The sequence below is a fragment of the Rhodococcus globerulus genome, from assembly GCF_019334125.1.
GTDB lineage: Bacteria > Actinomycetota > Actinomycetes > Mycobacteriales > Mycobacteriaceae > Rhodococcus_F > Rhodococcus_F globerula.
Window position 1 is genome coordinate 1,867,077 of record NZ_CP079698.1, and the last position, 17,240, is coordinate 1,884,316.

General features: G+C 61.7%; 18 protein-coding genes and 1 pseudogene. 13 read left to right on the forward strand and 6 right to left on the reverse strand.

What is annotated here, in order from left to right; translation table 11 throughout:
* Positions 1–241: 241 nt before the first annotated feature.
* The 4 genes from KYT97_RS08525 to KYT97_RS08540 are packed head-to-tail and all read left to right on the forward strand — an operon-like array spanning position 242 to position 2,706.
* Positions 242–940: a hypothetical protein gene (locus tag KYT97_RS08525; protein WP_219112096.1), complete on the forward strand. Its 699-nt coding sequence runs from the start codon at positions 242–244 to the stop codon at positions 938–940.
* Positions 937–1,326, forward strand: a complete 390-nt coding sequence (locus KYT97_RS08530; RefSeq protein ID WP_219112097.1) for a hypothetical protein — start codon at positions 937–939, stop codon at positions 1,324–1,326. Before KYT97_RS08525 ends, KYT97_RS08530 begins: the two co-directional genes overlap by 4 nt.
* Positions 1,323–2,219, forward strand: coding sequence for a hypothetical protein (locus KYT97_RS08535; protein ID WP_219112098.1), 897 nt, complete (start codon positions 1,323–1,325; stop codon positions 2,217–2,219). Before KYT97_RS08530 ends, KYT97_RS08535 begins: the two co-directional genes overlap by 4 nt.
* Before the next feature lie 55 nt (positions 2,220–2,274).
* Positions 2,275–2,706, forward strand: coding sequence for a hypothetical protein (locus tag KYT97_RS08540; protein WP_219112099.1), 432 nt, complete (start codon positions 2,275–2,277; stop codon positions 2,704–2,706).
* Positions 2,707–2,712: 6 nt separating this feature from the next.
* Here the strand turns inward: KYT97_RS08540 and KYT97_RS08545 are convergent, their stop codons facing one another.
* Positions 2,713–4,128: a recombinase family protein gene (locus KYT97_RS08545; protein WP_219112100.1), complete on the reverse strand. Its 1,416-nt coding sequence runs from the start codon at positions 4,126–4,128 to the stop codon at positions 2,713–2,715.
* A 125-nt stretch (positions 4,129–4,253) separates the two neighbouring features.
* Between KYT97_RS08545 and KYT97_RS08550 the strand changes: the two genes are divergently transcribed.
* From KYT97_RS08550 to KYT97_RS08560, 3 genes are read left to right on the forward strand one after another with little or no spacing between them, the layout of a single operon-like run.
* A complete protein-coding gene (locus tag KYT97_RS08550; RefSeq protein ID WP_219112101.1) occupies positions 4,254–4,610 on the forward strand; it encodes a hypothetical protein in 357 nt (118 codons plus the stop codon).
* Positions 4,607–4,906 (forward strand): YbaB/EbfC family nucleoid-associated protein, encoded by a 300-nt coding sequence (locus KYT97_RS08555; RefSeq protein ID WP_033231269.1) that lies wholly within the window; start codon positions 4,607–4,609, stop codon positions 4,904–4,906. The genes KYT97_RS08550 and KYT97_RS08555 overlap by 4 nt, the downstream gene beginning before the upstream one ends.
* Positions 4,907–4,953: 47 nt before the next feature.
* Positions 4,954–6,192 (forward strand): primosomal protein, encoded by a 1,239-nt coding sequence (locus tag KYT97_RS08560; protein ID WP_219112102.1) that lies wholly within the window; start codon positions 4,954–4,956, stop codon positions 6,190–6,192.
* Positions 6,193–6,215: 23 nt separating this feature from the next.
* On the opposite strand, the gene KYT97_RS08565 is transcribed toward KYT97_RS08560, so the two are convergent.
* Genes KYT97_RS08565 through KYT97_RS08575 form a run of 3 tightly spaced genes read right to left on the reverse strand, consistent with a single transcriptional unit; the run spans position 6,216 to position 9,001 of the window.
* Positions 6,216–7,298 carry an adenosine deaminase gene (locus KYT97_RS08565; RefSeq protein WP_033231271.1) on the reverse strand — a complete coding sequence of 361 codons (1,083 nt, stop codon included), beginning with the start codon at positions 7,296–7,298 and terminating at the stop codon, positions 6,216–6,218.
* Between the two features lie 10 nt (positions 7,299–7,308).
* A complete protein-coding gene (locus tag KYT97_RS08570) occupies positions 7,309–8,604 on the reverse strand; it encodes a thymidine phosphorylase (RefSeq protein WP_219112103.1) in 1,296 nt (431 codons plus the stop codon).
* Positions 8,597–9,001 carry a cytidine deaminase gene (locus KYT97_RS08575; RefSeq protein WP_219112104.1) on the reverse strand — a complete coding sequence of 135 codons (405 nt, stop codon included), beginning with the start codon at positions 8,999–9,001 and terminating at the stop codon, positions 8,597–8,599. Before KYT97_RS08575 ends, KYT97_RS08570 begins: the two co-directional genes overlap by 8 nt.
* 252 nt (positions 9,002–9,253) lie before the next feature.
* Between KYT97_RS08575 and sdhC the strand changes: the two genes are divergently transcribed.
* The 4 genes from sdhC to KYT97_RS08595 are packed head-to-tail and all read left to right on the forward strand — an operon-like array spanning position 9,254 to position 12,649.
* Entirely contained in the window at positions 9,254–9,658 is a 405-nt protein-coding gene (gene sdhC, locus KYT97_RS08580; protein ID WP_072782401.1) for a succinate dehydrogenase, cytochrome b556 subunit, read from the forward strand.
* A gap of 1 nt (position 9,659) precedes the next feature.
* The gene (locus KYT97_RS08585; RefSeq protein WP_033231274.1) at positions 9,660–10,115 is read left to right on the forward strand and encodes a succinate dehydrogenase hydrophobic membrane anchor subunit; all 456 of its coding nucleotides are present in this window, start codon (positions 9,660–9,662) and stop codon (positions 10,113–10,115) included.
* A 15-nt stretch (positions 10,116–10,130) separates the two neighbouring features.
* On the forward strand, positions 10,131–11,882 hold the full coding sequence (sdhA, locus tag KYT97_RS08590) for a succinate dehydrogenase flavoprotein subunit (RefSeq protein ID WP_033231275.1): 1,752 nt from the start codon (positions 10,131–10,133) through the stop codon (positions 11,880–11,882).
* Entirely contained in the window at positions 11,882–12,649 is a 768-nt protein-coding gene (locus KYT97_RS08595; RefSeq protein WP_033231276.1) for a succinate dehydrogenase iron-sulfur subunit, read from the forward strand. Before sdhA ends, KYT97_RS08595 begins: the two co-directional genes overlap by 1 nt.
* 58 nt (positions 12,650–12,707) lie before the next feature.
* Here the strand turns inward: KYT97_RS08595 and KYT97_RS08600 are convergent, their stop codons facing one another.
* On the reverse strand, positions 12,708–13,280 hold the full coding sequence (locus tag KYT97_RS08600) for a dihydrofolate reductase family protein (RefSeq protein ID WP_045070701.1): 573 nt from the start codon (positions 13,278–13,280) through the stop codon (positions 12,708–12,710).
* A gap of 111 nt (positions 13,281–13,391) precedes the next feature.
* On the opposite strand from KYT97_RS08600, the pseudogene KYT97_RS08605 reads away from it, so the two are divergent.
* Positions 13,392–14,691, forward strand: a pseudogene (locus KYT97_RS08605) (D-alanyl-D-alanine carboxypeptidase family protein).
* Between the two features lie 12 nt (positions 14,692–14,703).
* Here KYT97_RS08605 and KYT97_RS08610 read toward each other — a convergent pair.
* Positions 14,704–16,599 (reverse strand): alkyl/aryl-sulfatase, encoded by a 1,896-nt coding sequence (locus KYT97_RS08610; RefSeq protein WP_219112105.1) that lies wholly within the window; start codon positions 16,597–16,599, stop codon positions 14,704–14,706.
* A 203-nt stretch (positions 16,600–16,802) separates the two neighbouring features.
* Between KYT97_RS08610 and KYT97_RS08615 the strand changes: the two genes are divergently transcribed.
* Positions 16,803–17,240, forward strand: coding sequence for a DUF6069 family protein (locus KYT97_RS08615; protein WP_045070702.1), 438 nt, complete (start codon positions 16,803–16,805; stop codon positions 17,238–17,240).

The window sequence follows — 17,240 nt, forward strand, 5'->3', positions numbered from 1 at the left end:
GCACTCATATCTTCACTCCCCGTTAGGCACTTTGTCAAGCATTACGCGTCAAAGTATTACCCAACGTTAGGCAGTTAGGCAAGAGGCAATTTTGACCGAACCTGCTGCAAGGGCCGCCAATGTGCCGACCAAAAAACTTGTTCTTAGGTACTACCTGCGCGTTTGTTCGAACGATAAGGTTGTGCAGTGCCTAAGATTTGCGAGTGGACAGAACACCTAACGACACGCGACGGTGGTTGTTGTGAGCGATGAACAGACGTTGGCCGGCTTGATCGCCGACCGCAAAGGGACACGGTCCTACGACAAGTTGTCGAAGGACTGCGGAGGGACGCCCACCTCCAAGCGTCTACACCAGCTCGCGAACGTGGCACCGAAGAACTTCCCAGACCCCGACACAATCCGAGGATTGGCGACAGGCCTAGGCGTCACAGTTACGGACATAGTCATGGCATCCGCTCGTTCGCTCGAACTTCCCGTCTACACGGGAAACGATCCGAACGCGCTATCCATCGGCGGGGCCGGCGCACTGCCGGAATCCGCCAAGGAAACCTTGACGACCGTAGCTCGCGAGTTCATCAAGCTCACATCCCAACCATCGGATGGAGTCGAAAATGAAAACACGAGCACGCAGGGCACGCCGAGCAATTCGGAAGCTGATGGAAAAGCTGGGTCTCGCGGAACCCCCATGATGAACCGTGCCGCAGCAGCTTTCGGGGAGCGAGCGCGAAACGTGATTCGAGAGGACAACGCACCAGCATCGACTTCGGAAGATCAAGCTGCAGAGGTTGACCAGGAGAACGGACTGAAAGAACTTCGCCAGGTGGAGTTCGACCTCGCTCGACGCACGGTAAAGGGTGGCTCGAAGGAAAAGCAGCGCCGTCGTAGCGAAGTGGCAACCGAAGATCTGTCACAGGGTGACGGACCGGAGTTCGGAGCATGACCCATTTTCCAACTGACGCTGATGGAATCGTCATCTTGGGCGGCGCAACATGCACTCACACATCGATTCGAGCCAAGCTGGCCAGGGCTGAAGAAAAGAATCAGGGGAATGTCCTATCTGTTCAGATTGAAACGTGGCACCCAAGCGAGTCTCGTGACTCAGTCGTACTGAGAGCTTCGGAAGGACTCCCATACGGCAAGGTGATGGTCGCCAACTCGGCCGCGCTGTTCGCTGCAGGCTTCGGCTTGAAGCTTGAAGTTGACAACGGTCAGGCACCCAACCATTACCACGTAGAATTCGGATCAGATATCTCGGACGCAGCGATTGATCGGTTCATCGAGTGCTTTGGCGAACCGGAGACCAATCCGGCGAAGGGCAAGAAATGAATACAATTCGGATCGATTTCAACGATCTCGCACGCGGCGGCAAAGTTGTCGCCTTGAAGTCCTGGGCTGATGGGCCCGTAGCACTTGGCGATCATGTCATCGCATTCGACGAGATAGAGGATTTGCGGTACTCCGCTGTCGTTGCCGAGGAAGACACGGAAACCGGAGAAATATACTTGGAACTGGGCGATGAACTCCCGTCGCCGGACCAAGTTCCTGCACCGACGCATCGGGTTGCCTCGACACTGCCACCGATCCAGTTCCCACCCAGCGCGAGCTTAAGCTACACGCAACGTGAGACCCTGGCTGCATTCAAGCGACAGCTGAGGCAAAACCCAGATTTGCAGCGAAGTATCGACGACGTGCGGCGTACGATCGTACCTGCGTTCACCACTGTGCACCATTTCCAGACCCGCATGCCCGAGGGTTATCTGTTGCGGTACGAACTGGATGCGATGCAGGATCTCCGACTTCGCGCAGCAAAGTACTTCCAGGCAGTCTCCAAGCCTGGGAGCACTCGGGCGTGGGACTTATTCAGACAGGAAGTCCAGGCCGATTTAATCGAACGCGTCGTCATCGCCTGCCTCCCGCACGACACAATCAATTCTGTGCTCGGCCAAATGGAGGAAAACACCGCGGTAGCCGTGGCGATGCCCGTCGAGAACTCGGAGGGCATCTGGACCGCTTCAACGGTGTCCGGAATCGCCAGGCAAGGTACTCAAGAGCCGACCGCCGAGCTGCTCACGCTCACGTCTGTTGGCCTCACCTTAGACTCCACTATCAGCGAATTTATGGAAGCATCCGGCGCCCTCGATGCCCTTGCCAAGGCGGAAGTCGCTACAGGCGGACCTCTTGAGCGAATCGCGTGGGGTCGAGTTCTACTTGTTGCGTAGATAAATCCGAATGACAGGTCTGTAGTTGTCGGGGACATGCCCCACAATGACGGGCATGACCAGATACCACCCCTGGCGGGTGCTCCGGGATTACTACCCAGGAATGAGCGTCACCTGCTCCAGAGAGCTGTTGGGAGATACCTTCGGCAGGTGGCATGAAGGCGGCCTCGAAATCTGCTCGACACTCAGTCAGGCAGAACGGAGGTGCACCCTCACTCACGAGATCGTGCACCTCGAACGAGGCCCGGTATCGGAAGATGCCCATTTCGCTCGGCGCGAGGAGAAGATCGTCGACTGCATCACCGCTCGGCGCCTGATCTCGCTTGAGCAACTCATCGACGCACTGGTCTGGAACCGCCACCGCATCAATGTCGACACCGCCGAGGAACTCTGGGTCGACGTCCCGACCCTCCTTAATCGGGTACAGAACCTCACCAAGGGTGAAAAGAAGTACATCAACGAAGAACTCTGCCGACGCCAGCCGTAAGCCATTCTAGGAAGGGAGCAGATATTCCGGGCGTGGAAGGTACTCGATGTCATCATGAGTGAAGTTCCGAGCTTTGACCGTCGACGGATTGATCGTGACCGTCATCAGGGCACGCACCGTGTCACGCTTTTCCGTAATGCTCATTAGGTCCCATTCGGTTTGAGCATTGGGGCCGGCCATCCTTGCCAGAAGCGGCGAACGGGCCGATGACCGGGCGAGTTCTTCAGCTGCAGCAATTTTCGCTTCCACGCTCCGCTCATACTTGGCGAGAGTGAACGGGCTTACTCCCGCCGCGTGGGCGTCCTCGATAAACCGATCCAACTCTTGTCGAAGGCGGATTGCGTCATCGAGCGCACTTCTGCCGTCACTGGATTTGCTGGCATTCATCGTGTGGAAGTTATCGGGGTTCATACACAGGCGGATGACGAGCCGCTCTACGAAGTCGTCGATCTTGTCGCAGCGGCGGCCGACGCACGCACTCTTCTCGCATAAGTAGCGCGGGGTCTTCACGCTCTTCGGGCCAAAGTAGCGAACGGGACTTCCGCAGACGCCGCATGTGGCAATGCCTGTGAGGAGATGCTTTGGCTCGCAGCCGCGGTGCACAGCTCTAGCGGGATCGGTCAGGATGGTGACGATGCGGCGATGCTCTTCCTCGGTGGCGATCGCTTCCCAGCTCCCCTTGCCTATTACGTTCTCCTGGTGCACCACGAGTCCGGCATAGGTTGGGCGGATGATCATGACGCGAACGCGCTGGGGTCGCCATTGACCCGCCGCGTTCTTCTGAGTGCTCGGTGCCGGGACGCCGCGCGCGGTGAAGTCTCGGCATATCGACCACAGGGATTCGCCATCAAGTGTCCGGTCGAAGATCTCGCGAACAATCGGCGCTTCAGCCTCGTCCGGGATCCAGCCCTCTGTGGCGCCGGTACGCATATTGATCACTCGCCGGTACCCATAGGGCAGCCGCCCGCCGTGGCGGCCATCCAGGGCAGCTGCACGCTTGGCACGTAGGACCCGGTCGCGCGTCTGCTCTGCTTCCTTCTCGGCCAGTAGGGCATCGAGTCCGGTTCCGAACCTGTCATCTCCGCGCGAGAGGTCATAGAGTCGGCCGGAATAGGACCACAGGACTCCCCGGATGGTGCAGAGGTCGCGAAGTTCGACGTACGCCCTGAGGTCACGCTGAGCACGAGACGCTTCCCAGGTCACGAGAACGTCACCCTTGGTGAGAACTTCGGCGAGTCGCCGGTATGCGGGACGCTCCTTCCCGGAATGTCGGGAAGCTCCTATATCGTTGTCTGTCAACACTTCTGCGACATCCCAACCCTCACGCTCACATATTGCGCGGCAGTCAGATTCCTGCTCTGATACGGACCTACCCTTGCCGGTCGCGTCGGATGAGACTCGGGTGTAGATAACGGCTCGCATGGGGGGAGTCTATCGATACCGTTATGAACTGTTGGTCGAAGCCGGAGACCCGGTCAGCGTCAGCCCCGTCCGAACATCCAACATCGGCATGGGATTTCACGGCTTCTACCGACCCACAGAGTGAAATGAGCACGAATATGCAGGACACACCGCGCCCACCGAGCGTCATCACCGCAGTGGCGGCAAATCGCCGCGGAACCATCGCCCTACGGGCCACCGAACAGGGCATTCCCATCGACATCCGTATCCATCACAGCGAATTACGCTATGGCGGTGCTCGCCTGGCCACCGAGATCATGGCCCTCTCTGCCCGGGCCGGCATGGAGGCCGGCGTCCGCCACCGCCTCGAATTGGAAGCCGATGGGGTTCCGGCCGACATCGTGAATGCCCTGGGACTCGCAACACGTGAGCAATTGGCCGACGCCCAAGCTGCCGAAGAGCACACCGACACAGCCCCCACTACCTGGATGCGATCGATATGAACGAAATGGACCGAATCATGGAGCGCGCCAAGAGTCAGTGCGGATTCATGCAGGATGCGGTCGGTGACGTCGACGCCATCCGGGCGACCGCCGCGAGCGCCGACGGCACGGTTGTCGCCTGTGTCGACGGAATGGGCGCGCTGGTCGAACTGACCATCACCGACGCCGTAACCACTATGGAACCGAAGGCCGTCGCGGCACTGACTATCGCCACCATCCACCAGGCAGTTCACCGCAGCAACGTCGAACGCGAACGTCTGATGAATCAACTGGGTCGCTCACTCGGCGAGGTGTGAGTAACCCGCGCTATGCGCAGGGCGCTCGGGTCGATAGGCTTCCGCCCATGGCTGGAGATATCGTCCCGATCGAAATCGGTCTCACAAGTGGAGACCTCGTTACGTTGTGGGCGCCACGGTGGCGTGAGGGCGACGACGAATGGGAGGCCTTCCTCGGCCACGAGGAAGATCTGTACGGCTTTGCCTCGGTCGCGGAACTCGCCGCCTTCATCCGCACCGATACCGACAACGATTTGGTCGACCACCCCGCCTGGAGTGTTGTTGCCGGTCTCTCCGCCGCGGAACTCGAACCGGAGGAGAACTTCACGTTCGATTTCGTCGGAGTACCGGAACTTGCTGCCGGGGACCCGGAACCGCTGGTTGTCTCCGAACTCGAAGACACCCTGAACATGGCCCGCAATATCGGCGAGGTCTGCGAACTCGATTCCGTGATCCGGTTCTTCAGCGGCCACCCGATCCTGGGTGCACTCGCGACGGGCGCGAGCGCCTTCGAGGGTCGTGAAGGACTCGAGATCTGGGACCAGGTCGGCGCAGCCATCGCCAAGGACTGGGACAAGGTTCTCGACGCGATCGACACCGTCGTGACATCGCCCAAGGTTGATGCCGCTGCCGTCGCAGTCGCCGAAGCCGAACTCCTCGCAGCCGCCGAGAACACCGTCGATGCGGACGACGTCGCCGAGGAAGGCGAGGACGAGGAATTCGACGAAGACGAACTCGACGAGGACGACGACGAGATCGAGACGTTCTGGGGCGAGGTCGGCGTCGATCCGGTCCGCATCATCACCTCCGGCGACACCTTCTACACCCTTCGTTGCTACATGGGTGACCAGGCAATCTTCCTCGGAAAGGACGGGTTGATCACCGTCTTCCGGTCCGAGCGCGCACTCGGCCGCTACCTTGCCGACAATCACGAGCACGATCTGTCACAGGTCAGCACGTACGGCGCGATCCAGAATGCCGCCGTCGACGGTTCACTCGACATCGAAGTCACCGACGAGAATGTCTACGTTCTGCCCGGCATCGCCGACGATCTTGCCCAGGGCCCGGACGCCGTGGACGTCGAACAACTCGAGCTTGCTGTCGAATTGTTCACCGATGCAGCCGATTTCGCGGACGACGACTCCACCGAGGAAGCGCTGTCCGCGTCGAACGAGCTCGGGTGGTACGTCTCGTACCTGCTCAATCCCGATCCGTCCCGGATGGCTCCCAGTGCGCCGTTCACCAAGGAATCCGAGGGGTGGCGCGAACTCGAGCGTGAGTTCGAGACACGCCTGCGTCCCGAGTAAACGGCGCCCGCCGATCAGTACTGCTACCCGACCAACACGGCATACCCGGGCTTGATGACGTCGTCGATGTACGCGAGACGCTGGTCGAACGGGATGAACGCAGACTTCATGGCGTTGATCGTGAATCGTTCGAGGTCGGTCCAGCCGTAACCGAATGTTTCGACGAGCGCCGCCATTTCGCGACTCATGCTGGTATCACCCATGAGCCGATTGTCGGTGTTGACGGTGACCCGGAACCGTAGGTCTGCCAACAGTCCGAACGGATGATCGGCCAGGGCAGCCACGGCGCCGGTCTGGACGTTCGAACTCGGGCACAACTCCAGCGGGATGCGCATGTCTCGAACGAAGTTCGCGAGCCTGCCCAGCTCGTGGCTACCGTCGACGGCAGTGACGTCGTCCACGATTCGCACACCGTGCCCCAACCTGTCGGCTCCACAAAATGCGATGGCTTCGTGAATCGACGGCAACCCGAACGCTTCACCGGCATGGATGGTGAAGTGCGCGTTAGCATCCCGCATGTACTCGAAGGCGTCCAGGTGGCGACTCGGCGGATTCCCGGCCTCGGCACCCGCGATGTCGAATCCGACGACACCGCGGTCACGGAATCGCACGGCAAGTTCGGCGATTTCGCGGGACCTGGCGGCATGGCGCATGGCGGTCAGCAAACAGCCGATCTGAATCTTGCGCCCCTGGGCCTGGGCCGCGGACTCCCCCGCCCGGAATCCTTCGAGTACGTGCTCGACTACCTCGTCGAGCGTCAGGCCCTGTTCGAGGTGCTGTTCGGGTGCAAACCGCACCTCCGCGTAAACCACGTTGTCGTCGGCCAGATCCTCGGCACATTCCTGTGCCACGCGCGAGAGTCCCTCGGCAGTCTGCATGACGGCCACGGTGTGCGCGAACGTCTCGAGGTACAGCTCGAGCGAACCGCTGTCAGCGGCGGTTCGAAACCACTGGGCGAGTTCGGCAGCAGTATGTGCCGGCAGATCCGTGTATCCGCAATTTTCTGCCAGTTCCAGGATTGTCTGCGGACGCAGACCACCGTCGAGGTGGTCGTGCAGTAGAACTTTGGGCGCGCTACGAATCGAGTTCAACACCGGTGCGTTCATGCAACATAAGCTAACGCGAGTCACCCACAATTCGCTCGATGAGCAGCGGTCGCGACACTGTGTCGGATTCGGACCCGATTGCCCAACTGCCGTCGAGACTCCGGCGTGCGGCATCGAATCGTTCGGGTGTGTCCGTGTGCAGTGTCAGTAGCTTCTGACCGGCACGGACCACGTCACCAGGCTTTGCATGCATCTGCACACCCGCACCGGCTTGTACTGCGTCGCCTTGGCGCTCGCGCCCCGCTCCGAGTTTCCACGCTGCGATACCGACGCCCATGGCATCCAGTCGAGTGAGGACACCGTCGCGGTCGGCAGTGACGACTTCGGTGTGTCGAGCCACGGGCAAGTCCGCATCCGGATCGCCGCCCTGCGCGTCGATCATTGCGCGCCACCGATCCATCGCACTTCCGTCGGCCAGCTTCTGCGCGGGATCGACATCGTCGATTCCGGCCGCCGACAACATTTCCCGAGCCAAGAGGAGGGTGAGCTCGACGACGTCGGCAGGTCCGCCGCCCGCCAGCACCTCGACGGATTCGCGCACCTCGAGTGCATTGCCAGCGGTCAAGCCGAGTGGCGTACCCATCTCGGTGATGAATGCCGTTGTGCGCACACCGGCGTCGTTGCCCAGTTCGACCATGGTGCGCGCCAACTCCCGCGCGTCACCGAGTTCCTTCATATACGCACCCGAACCGACCTTCACGTCCAGCACGAGAGCACCGGTTCCTTCGGCGATTTTCTTACTCATGATCGAACTCGCGATCAGGGGAATGGATTCCACCGATCCGGTCACGTCGCGAAGGGCATAGAGCTTCTTGTCCGCCGGCGCGAGGTTCGCGCCCGCAGCACAGATGACCGCACCGAGCTTCGGGTTCGCGAGGATCTCCACCATCTCGGCCGCGGTGAGGTCGGCACGCCAGCCCGGGATCGCCTCGAGCTTGTCGAGAGTTCCACCGGCATGGCCGAGTCCACGCCCCGACAGCTGCGGAACAGCAAGACCGCACGCGGCGACCAGAGGTACCAGCGGAAGTGTGATCTTGTCTCCCACACCACCGGTCGAATGCTTGTCGACTGTCGCCATCGGTAAGTCCGAAAAGTCCATGGTGCCGCCGGATTCGATCATCGCCCGCGTCCAGCGGCCGGTCTCCGAGCGCGTCATCCCGCGGAAGTAGATCGCCATCGCGAGGGCCGCCATCTGCTCGTCCGGCACAACTCCCGCGGTGAACGCCTGCACGATCCAATCGATCTCGGTGCCCGAGAGCTCCCGACCGTCACGTTTTGCTCTGATGATCGACACGGCGTCAAACATGGCGAAGTCCTTCCGCTTGTTCCGGCCCGAAAGCGTCCGGGAGTAATTCCGCGAGTGGGCGCGGCCCTTGTGAGGTGTCGACCAGAAGTTCTCCGCCACCGTGCTCGAGTAGGAGCTGTCGGCACCGTCCGCACGGCATCAGTATTGCGCCGTCCGCGTCGACGCACGAGAAGGCAATCAAGCGTCCTCCGCCGGTGTCCGCTAAGTTACTCACCAGTCCACATTCGGCACACAGACTCAAACCGTATGAGACATTTTCCACATTGCATCCTGAGACGATTCGACCATCGTCCACCAGTGCCGCGGCACCTACCGCATATCCGGAGTACGGGGCGTAGGCCCGACGCATCACCACTTGCGCGTTGTGGCGCAACAACTTCCAGTCGATTTCACCCATGGTTCACAATCCAATCACGCCAACTGAATGCATGCAGAAACGACACGATACGGCCGGTATGAAGATTGGAAAGGCAAACCTTACAAAGAGTTTGGTAGGTGTACGAATCCCGCATCTGATTAGTTCCCGGATTCACCAGGGTTTAGAGTCTGAGTCAAGTCGGTTCAGGATCCCGTCGAGCCCGGGCTGAGTACCTCGAAGCTCTCTGCAGGCTCGGCGCGTCCACCAATGACGTTGGAGGCACAGCACTCGATGAGTACTACGACTGAAGCCGCTCCTCAGAAGGAGCGCACGAGGTCGCTTTACCGGGGCGACCCCGGAATGTGGTCCTGGGTTCTACACCGGATCACAGGCGTCGCAACTTTCTTCTTCCTATTCGTACACGTTCTCGATACGGCTCTCGTGCGGGTTAACCCCGACACGTATGACGCTGTCATCGACACGTACAAAAACCCCGTCGTCGGTCTCATGGAGATCGGCCTCGTCGGTGTGGTCCTTTACCACGCCCTCAACGGCGTGCGCGTGATGCTCGTGGATTTCTGGTCGAAGGGCCCGAAGTACCAGCGCGTCATGCTCTGGACCATTCTGGCGATCTGGTTCCTGGTGATGATCCCGGGCGCCGGACGCATCCTCATCAACATGTTTGCGGAGCACTGACATGGCGACTACTCACGGACCCGAAGCCAAGAGCCTCGGTACCTCATACGACCGTCCTGCCAGCCTGGACAACCCGCGTTCGCCGCGGGCCAAGGCGCGGAACAACTTCGAGCTGTACGCATGGCTGTTCATGCGTTTCTCCGGCGTTGCCCTGATCGTCCTGGTCCTGGGCCACATGTTCATCATGCTGATGCTCGACGGTGGTGTTCACCGTCTGAACTTCGCATTCGTCGCAGGCCGCTGGTCCAGCCCGTTCTGGCAGATCTGGGATCTGACGATGCTCTGGCTGGCACAGTTGCACGGCGGTAACGGTCTGCGCACGGTCATCGCGGACTACTCCCGCAAGGACTCCACGCGCTTCTGGCTGACCACGATCCTCGTACTCTCGATGATCCTGATCATGGCCCTGGGCACGTACGTCATCTTCACCTTCGACCCCAATATCTCGGCGAGCTAGGGGAGCACAGACTTCATGCAGGAACATCGTTATGACGTGGTCATCGTCGGTGCCGGCGGCGCCGGCATGCGTGCGGCAATCGAGGCTGGCCCCCGCGCCCGCACGGCCGTACTGACCAAGCTCTACCCCACCCGCAGCCACACCGGCGCGGCCCAGGGCGGCATGTGCGCCGCACTGGCGAACGTGGAGGAAGACAACTGGGAGTGGCACACCTTCGACACCGTCAAGGGTGGCGACTACCTCGCCGACCAGGACGCCGTCGAGATCATGGCAAAAGAAGCCATCGATGCGGTGCTCGACCTCGAGAAGATGGGCCTGCCGTTCAACCGCACGCCCGAAGGCAAGATCGACCAGCGTCGCTTCGGTGGCCACACCCGCGATCACGGCAAGGCCCCGGTTCGCCGCGCGTGCTACGCCGCCGACCGCACCGGTCACATGATCCTGCAGACGCTCTACCAGAACTGCGTCAAGCACGACGTCGAGTTCTACAACGAGTTCTACGCACTCGACATCGCCATCACCGAGACCGAGGACGGCCCGGTTGCCACCGGCGTCATCGCCTACGAACTCTCGACCGGCGAACTGCACATCTTCCACGCCAAGTCGATCATCTTCGCGACCGGCGGCTCGGGACGCATGTACAAGACGACGTCCAACGCACACACCCTCACCGGTGACGGCATGGGCATCATCTTCCGCAAGGGACTTCCCCTCGAGGACATGGAGTTCCACCAGTTCCACCCGACAGGACTCGCCGGACTCGGCATCCTGATCTCGGAAGCTGTTCGTGGTGAAGGCGGCATTCTCCGTAATGCCGACGGTGAGCGCTTCATGGAGCGCTACGCCCCCACAATCAAGGACCTCGCGCCGCGTGACATCGTCGCCCGCTCGATGGTTCTCGAAGTCCTCGAAGGCCGCGGCGCCGGCCCCAACAAGGACTACGTCTACATCGACGTGACGCACATCCCCGAGGAAGTTCTCGACGAGAAGCTCCCCGACATCATGGAGTTCTCGCGCACCTACCTCGGCGTGGACCCCGTCAAGGAGCCCGTGCCCGTCTACCCGACGTGCCACTACGTCATGGGCGGTATCCCCACCAAGATCAACGGTGAGGTTCTGCGCAACAACGACGAGGTCGTCAAGGGCCTGTACGCTGCCGGCGAATGCGCCTGCGTCTCCGTGCACGGCGCAAACCGTCTCGGCACCAACTCGCTCCTCGACATCAACGTGTTCGGCCGTCGCGCCGGCATCGCTGCCGCCGAGTACGCGAACTCCACCGAGTTCGTCGACATGCCCGAAGCCCCGGCCACCATGGTCGAGGACTGGGTCGGCGTCATCCTGTCCGATCACGGCCACGAGCGCGTTGCGGACATCCGCTCCGAGCTCCAGCAGTCGATGGACAACAACGCATCCGTGTTCCGTACCGAAGAGCGCCTCACCCAGGCACTCAAGGACGTGCGTGCTCTCAAGGAGCGCTACAACCACATCACGGTTCAGGACAAGGGCAAGCGCTACAACAGCGACCTGCTCGAAGCCATCGAACTGGGCTTCCTGCTCGAAATGGCAGAGGTCACCGTCGTCGGTGCGCTCAACCGCAAGGAATCACGCGGCGGCCACGCTCGTGAGGACTTCCCGGATCGCAACGATGCCGAGTACATGAAGCACACGATGGCATACAAGGAGGGCGACGGCCTGCTCTCCGACATCCGTCTGGACTACAAGCCGGTGGTACAGACCCGCTACGAGCCGATGGAGCGTAAGTACTGATGTCTGCGCCTGCTGTAGAAGCACCAGCCCTCCCCCCGGTCCCCGAAGGCGCCGTCATGGTGACCCTCAAGATCGCGCGGATGAACCCGGAATCGGGCGACGGTCAGCACTGGGACAGCTTCCAGGTCCCAGCTCTGCCCACCGACCGCATGCTCAACCTGCTGCTGTACGTGAAGGGCTACCTCGACGGCACCCTCACGTTCCGTCGTAGCTGCGCACACGGTGTCTGCGGCTCCGACGCCATGCGCATCAACGGCGTCAACCGCCTGGCGTGCAAGATCCTGATGAAGGACATGCTCCCCAAGGACGGCAAGCCGGTCACCATCACCATCGAGCCCATTCGCGGCTTGCCGGTGGAGAAGGACCTCGTTGTCGACATGGAACCCTTCTTCGACGCGTTCCGCGCCGTGAAGCCGTTCCTCATCACCAGTGGCAACGAGCCCACCCGTGAGCGCATCCAGAGCCAGCACGACCGTGCTCGTTTCGACGACACCACCAAGTGCATCCTGTGCGCATGCTGCACCACGTCGTGCCCCGTGTACTGGAGCGACGGCAGCTACTTCGGTCCCGCTGCCATCGTGAACGCACACCGGTTCATCTTCGACAGCCGTGACGAGGCCGCTTCCGAGCGTCTCGACATCCTGAACGACAAGGACGGCGTGTGGCGCTGCCGCACGACGTTCAACTGCACCGACGCATGCCCGCGTGGCATCCAGGTGACAAAGGCGATTCAGGAAGTGAAGCGCGCGCTGCTGTTCGCTCGCTAGATCTTTCGAACAGAGAAATGCCCCTCCCGTCTTCGGGAGGGGCATTTTTTGTTGCCGGTTAAGCAACCTTCGGGTGATAGGTCAGAACTTGCACGCCGGATTCGTAGCGACGGTCCTCCACCAACTCGAGCACGATCTTGTCCTCCGATTCGGGGAACACCTTCCCGCCGGACCCGAGGATGACCGGGAAAACCATCAGGCGCAGCTCGTCGACCAGGCCGGCCAACAGCAATGCGTGAACGAGAGTCCGGCTTCCCGCTACGAGGATTTCGCCGTCGATCTGTTCCTTGAGCTTCGGCACGGACTCCTCGATGGGGCCCTCGAGCGCCGTCGAGTTGTTCCATTCGAGCGGCTCTGTCGAACTTGTGACGACGTACTTCGGCATCTCGTTCATCTTGTCGGCGAAGCCTTGGTCGTCTTCACGCTCAGGCCACGCGCCGGCAAAACTCTCGTAGGTCCGGCGACCGAGCAGGAGAACGTCCGCGGCGAGGGTTTCGTCGAGTTTGAACTTCATCTGGTCGCCTTCCTGATACGGAAAGACCCAGCCTGTGTGCGCGTAGCCCGGTTCACCGCCTGGCGCCTCCATGACCATGTCCAGGGACACGAACTCCGTCACCACAATCTTGCCCATACCGATCCCCTGCCCTTGACGTTATGCACCGATCGAAAACTGACCCTTCCACTGTGGCAGACGGCACGGCGATTCGGCGGTTACGCGCAATGCGCCTACCCTCGGATAACGATGATGTGGCGTCGAGCGTGTGCAGTGGTTGTTGTCGGAACAGTGATCTCCGGAATCGGAGGAATGTCTGGAATTGCAGGTACTGCACTCGCCCAACCGGTACCACCACCGACAACGTCGGCACCGTTCACCACGCCCAATACCGACAGTTGCCCGTTCACGAGCCTGCCGGCTCCCGCTGTGGACCTCTCGGAGGTTCCCGCGCCCGGAACAACCGTGCCCGCCCCCGTGCCGGTACCGGACGAACCGGTTGGCGGGGATCGACTCGGCGGTTGCGGGGTCGTCCTGCCGGCCGGCGCGCCGCCGCTGCCCGCAGATATCGCCGCCTCCGGCTGGGTGGTCGCCGACGCGGAAACCGGTGAAGTGCTCGCCGCTAAAGATCCGCACGGCCGGTACCGTCCCGCAAGCACCATCAAGATGCTTCTGGCGCTCGTCGCGCTCGACACGTTGAATCTCGATATCGTCGTCACCGCCACCGCGGAGGACGCAAATGCCGAAGGCAGCGCCGTCGGACTCGGCAAAGACGGCACCTACACCAACCGGCAGCTCATGCAGGGGCTGGTGATGGCGTCGGGCAACGACGCCGCCCACGCCCTGGCCCGTCAGCTCGGGGGTGACGACGCCGCCGTGAAGAAGATGAACGCCCTGGCCCTGGAACTCGGTGCACTCGACACCCGCACCGCGACGCCCTCCGGTCTGGACGGCCCGGGAATGAGCAGCTCCCCCTACGACCTTGCGGTGATATTCCATGCGGCACTGCAGAATCCGACGTTCGCCGAGTTGATCCACACCGAGACGGTTCAATTTCCGGGCTTCCCGAAGGACCCCACGATCCCCGACGATCAGGACCGGCCAGGCTTCACCCTCGCGAACGACAACCAACTGCTCTACAACTACGACGGAGCGTTGGGCGGCAAGACCGGCTTCACCGACGACGCCCGTCATACCTACGTCGGTGCGGCCGAGCGGAACGGCCGAACCTTACTGGTCACGTTGATGGGCGGCGAAGCACAACCTATCCGTCCGTGGGAGCAGGCAGCCCGCCTTCTCGACTACGGATTCGGCCTGTCCCCCACCATGACCGTCGGAACGCTGACCGACACCTCGACCGACCGCAGCCAACCGAAGGTCACCGCCGCCACGACGCCGGGGGGCACCCGCCGCAGTGTCCGCGGCCGGCACCTCCCCGGACGCCGGATTCAGCTCGACGGCACGCACCGCCGTCGCCGTCGGCGGGACCGTTGTCGTCATCGGTCTGATTCTCGGGGCGATCGTGCTGAGTCGTCGACGCCGTAACTGACCTGTGCCGTGATTACGGCGTGACGATCGCAAAATCGGGGTCAGGGCTGTCGAGGTAGCTGATCAGTTCGGTCACGCTCTGCGCATTTCCGCCTGTTTGGACGGTGCCGTCGGCGATCATCTCGTCCAGACCTTTGCCTCCCAGTAGCGCGGTGAGTAGATCGGGTCGTGTCAGAGTGAAGACGGCGTCGGGGTCGGGCACAGGCCCGTCGACGTCGAAATGCACCAGAACACCGTTCCGCAATTGACTGCGGTGCACGACGCCCTCATCGCTGATGTGCCAGTCGATCGTGATGTTTGCAGACCAGGCGCTGGGCCCGTCCACCCGGAGTGCGATCGCGTCGAAGGCCTGCTCGACGGTGAGCGCAGCCGAAATATCCGGCGATGCGGTGACGATCGGTGTCCCGACCGACCCGTTGCGGAGCTCGTACGCACCCATGAGGAAGAAGTTGCGCCAGGTGCCGTTTTCGGATCCGTACCCGAGCTGTTCGAGGGTGTCGGCCTGCAGCGCCTTGGCCTCGGCGTTGTCAGGCTCGGCGAAGATCAGGTAGTTCAATACCTGTGCAACCCAACGGAAATCACCGCCGGCGTAGGAATCGCGGGCCTTGCGCAGCGTTTCGTCGGCGCCGCCCATGAATTCGACATGCCGTTTCGCTGATTCGACGGGAGTGTGCTCCCACAGCTTGGCCGGGTTTCCGTCGAACCAACCCATGTAGCGCTGGTAGATCGCCTTGACGTTGTGACTGACCGAACCGTAGTAGCCGTGGGTATGCCAGGCCTTGGCCACTGCCGGCGGGAGTTCGATCTCCTCGGCAATCTCGATCCCGTTGGAACCCTTGTTGATCGCCCGCAGGGTCTGATCGTGCAGATACCCGTACAGGTCGCGCTGGATGGACAGGAACTCGGTGAGCCGCTCGGTTCCCCACGTCGGCCAATGATGCGAGGCGAACAGCACATCGGTGCCGCCGGCGTACCGATTGATCGATTCCGTCAGGTACTTCGCCCAGATGTGTGGGTCCCGGACGAGCGCACCTCGCAGGGTAAGCAGGTTGTGCAAGGTATGAGTGGCATTTTCAGCCATGCACAACGCTCGGCGGTCGGGAAAGAAGAAGTTCATCTCCGAGGGTGCCTCGGTACCTGGAGTGAGCTGAAACTCGATCCGAACCCCGTCCACCGTCGCGGTCTGACCGGTGTGGTCGATATCGACCGTCGGCGTGATGAGGGTCGGAGTTCCGGTCGAGGTGGTGGGACCGAGCCCGGCCCCTACTGCGCCCCGATCCCCCCGAGGCAGCGCTGCGCCGTACATGTATGCGGACCGGCGGGCCATGGCAGCTCCCGCGTACACGTTCTCGGCGACGGCATGCTCGACAAACCCCTTCGGTGCCAGGATGGGGCAACGGCCCGCGGCAACGTCCTCTTCGGTGGTGACACCTTTGACGCCGCCGAAATGATCGATATGGCAGTGGGAGTAAATCACTCCGGTCACCGGCCGATCGCCGCGGTGCTCGCGGTACAACGTCAACCCGGCGGCGGCGGTTTCGGCGGAGATCAACGGATCGATGACGATCACTCCGGTATCGCCTTCGATCAGAGTCATGTTCGACAGGTCGAGGCCACGGATCTGGTAGATGCCGTCGGTGACTTCGAATAGGCCCTGACGTGCGCACAACTTCGACTGACGCCACAGGCTGGGGTGGACCGTGGGTGGGCAGTCCTGCTCGAGGAACCCGAATGCGTCACTGTCCCACACCGCTTCCCCGTCCGCATCCGTCACAACCCCGGGGGACAACGACGCGATGAAGCCCCGCTCCACATCAGCAAGATCCTGACCGTCCCCGAACGGAAGGGTCCGCAATGCTTCCTTGTGCGCAGACTGCACACTCGCACTCGCATCTGCCTGAATGCTCATGAAAATCCCTTCCATCGTGCCATGTTCGGATCGGACTTACCGAGCAGCGTCTCATCTGCGGCGGTGGAGCGGCCTCACCCAGGAGGGGTGATTCACCCAGGGATCCACATGCAATTCACCCGTTGAGGATGAAAGTGGGCGCGTCCGTGCGGCATACAGTGTGGACAGATCACCTACGTCCGTATCGGCGAAGGAGCCGCCCGATGAGCCAGATTCCAGCTGGAAGACCAACGGCCCCAACGGTCAATGCCACGCGACTCTGGGCAGGTGGAGCTGCAACGGCACTGGTTGCGGCATTGACCGCAGTTGTCGGTTTGCTGATCGTGCGAGGACTTCTCGACACTCCGGTGATCACACCCGCGACAACCCTGGGGAACTCCCAAACAGGTTCCCTCGCCGTCGGTGCCGCCGTCGCAGCTCTCGTCGCCACCGCGCTTCTGCATGTTCTCATCGTCTCGACGCCACGCGCGTCGAACTTCTTCGGGTGGATCGGCATGCTCGCGACGATCGCCGCCACACTGTGGCCGTTCACCGTCGCGGCGACAACAGCCTCGAAAATCGGCAGTGCAGCAATATATTTCACGATCGGGATCGCGATTGTGTCGTTACTCACCGGTGTCGCAGCATCCGCACGGACATGA

Excerpts from the sequence above, each read along its gene's own strand:
- KYT97_RS08575 (WP_219112104.1), bottom strand. The coding sequence starts at position 9,001 with ATGGGTGAAATCGACTGGAAGTTGTTGCGCCACAACGCGCAAGTGGTG.
- KYT97_RS08600 (WP_045070701.1), bottom strand. The coding sequence starts at position 13,280 with ATGGGCAAGATTGTGGTGACGGAGTTCGTGTCCCTGGACATGGTCATG.
- KYT97_RS08565 (WP_033231271.1), bottom strand. The coding sequence starts at position 7,298 with ATGAACGCACCGGTGTTGAACTCGATTCGTAGCGCGCCCAAAGTTCTA.
- sdhC (WP_072782401.1), top strand. The coding sequence starts at position 9,254 with ATGAGTACTACGACTGAAGCCGCTCCTCAGAAGGAGCGCACGAGGTCG.
- KYT97_RS08560 (WP_219112102.1), top strand. The coding sequence starts at position 4,954 with ATGGCTGGAGATATCGTCCCGATCGAAATCGGTCTCACAAGTGGAGAC.
- KYT97_RS08530 (WP_219112097.1), top strand. The coding sequence starts at position 937 with ATGACCCATTTTCCAACTGACGCTGATGGAATCGTCATCTTGGGCGGC.
- KYT97_RS08550 (WP_219112101.1), top strand. The coding sequence starts at position 4,254 with ATGAGCACGAATATGCAGGACACACCGCGCCCACCGAGCGTCATCACC.
- sdhA (WP_033231275.1), top strand. The coding sequence starts at position 10,131 with ATGCAGGAACATCGTTATGACGTGGTCATCGTCGGTGCCGGCGGCGCC.
- KYT97_RS08585 (WP_033231274.1), top strand. The coding sequence starts at position 9,660 with ATGGCGACTACTCACGGACCCGAAGCCAAGAGCCTCGGTACCTCATAC.
- KYT97_RS08555 (WP_033231269.1), top strand. The coding sequence starts at position 4,607 with ATGAACGAAATGGACCGAATCATGGAGCGCGCCAAGAGTCAGTGCGGA.
- KYT97_RS08570 (WP_219112103.1), bottom strand. The coding sequence starts at position 8,604 with ATGTTTGACGCCGTGTCGATCATCAGAGCAAAACGTGACGGTCGGGAG.
- KYT97_RS08545 (WP_219112100.1), bottom strand. The coding sequence starts at position 4,128 with ATGCGAGCCGTTATCTACACCCGAGTCTCATCCGACGCGACCGGCAAG.
- KYT97_RS08535 (WP_219112098.1), top strand. The coding sequence starts at position 1,323 with ATGAATACAATTCGGATCGATTTCAACGATCTCGCACGCGGCGGCAAA.
- KYT97_RS08615 (WP_045070702.1), top strand. The coding sequence starts at position 16,803 with ATGAGCCAGATTCCAGCTGGAAGACCAACGGCCCCAACGGTCAATGCC.
- KYT97_RS08595 (WP_033231276.1), top strand. The coding sequence starts at position 11,882 with ATGTCTGCGCCTGCTGTAGAAGCACCAGCCCTCCCCCCGGTCCCCGAA.
- KYT97_RS08540 (WP_219112099.1), top strand. The coding sequence starts at position 2,275 with ATGACCAGATACCACCCCTGGCGGGTGCTCCGGGATTACTACCCAGGA.
- KYT97_RS08610 (WP_219112105.1), bottom strand. The coding sequence starts at position 16,599 with ATGAGCATTCAGGCAGATGCGAGTGCGAGTGTGCAGTCTGCGCACAAG.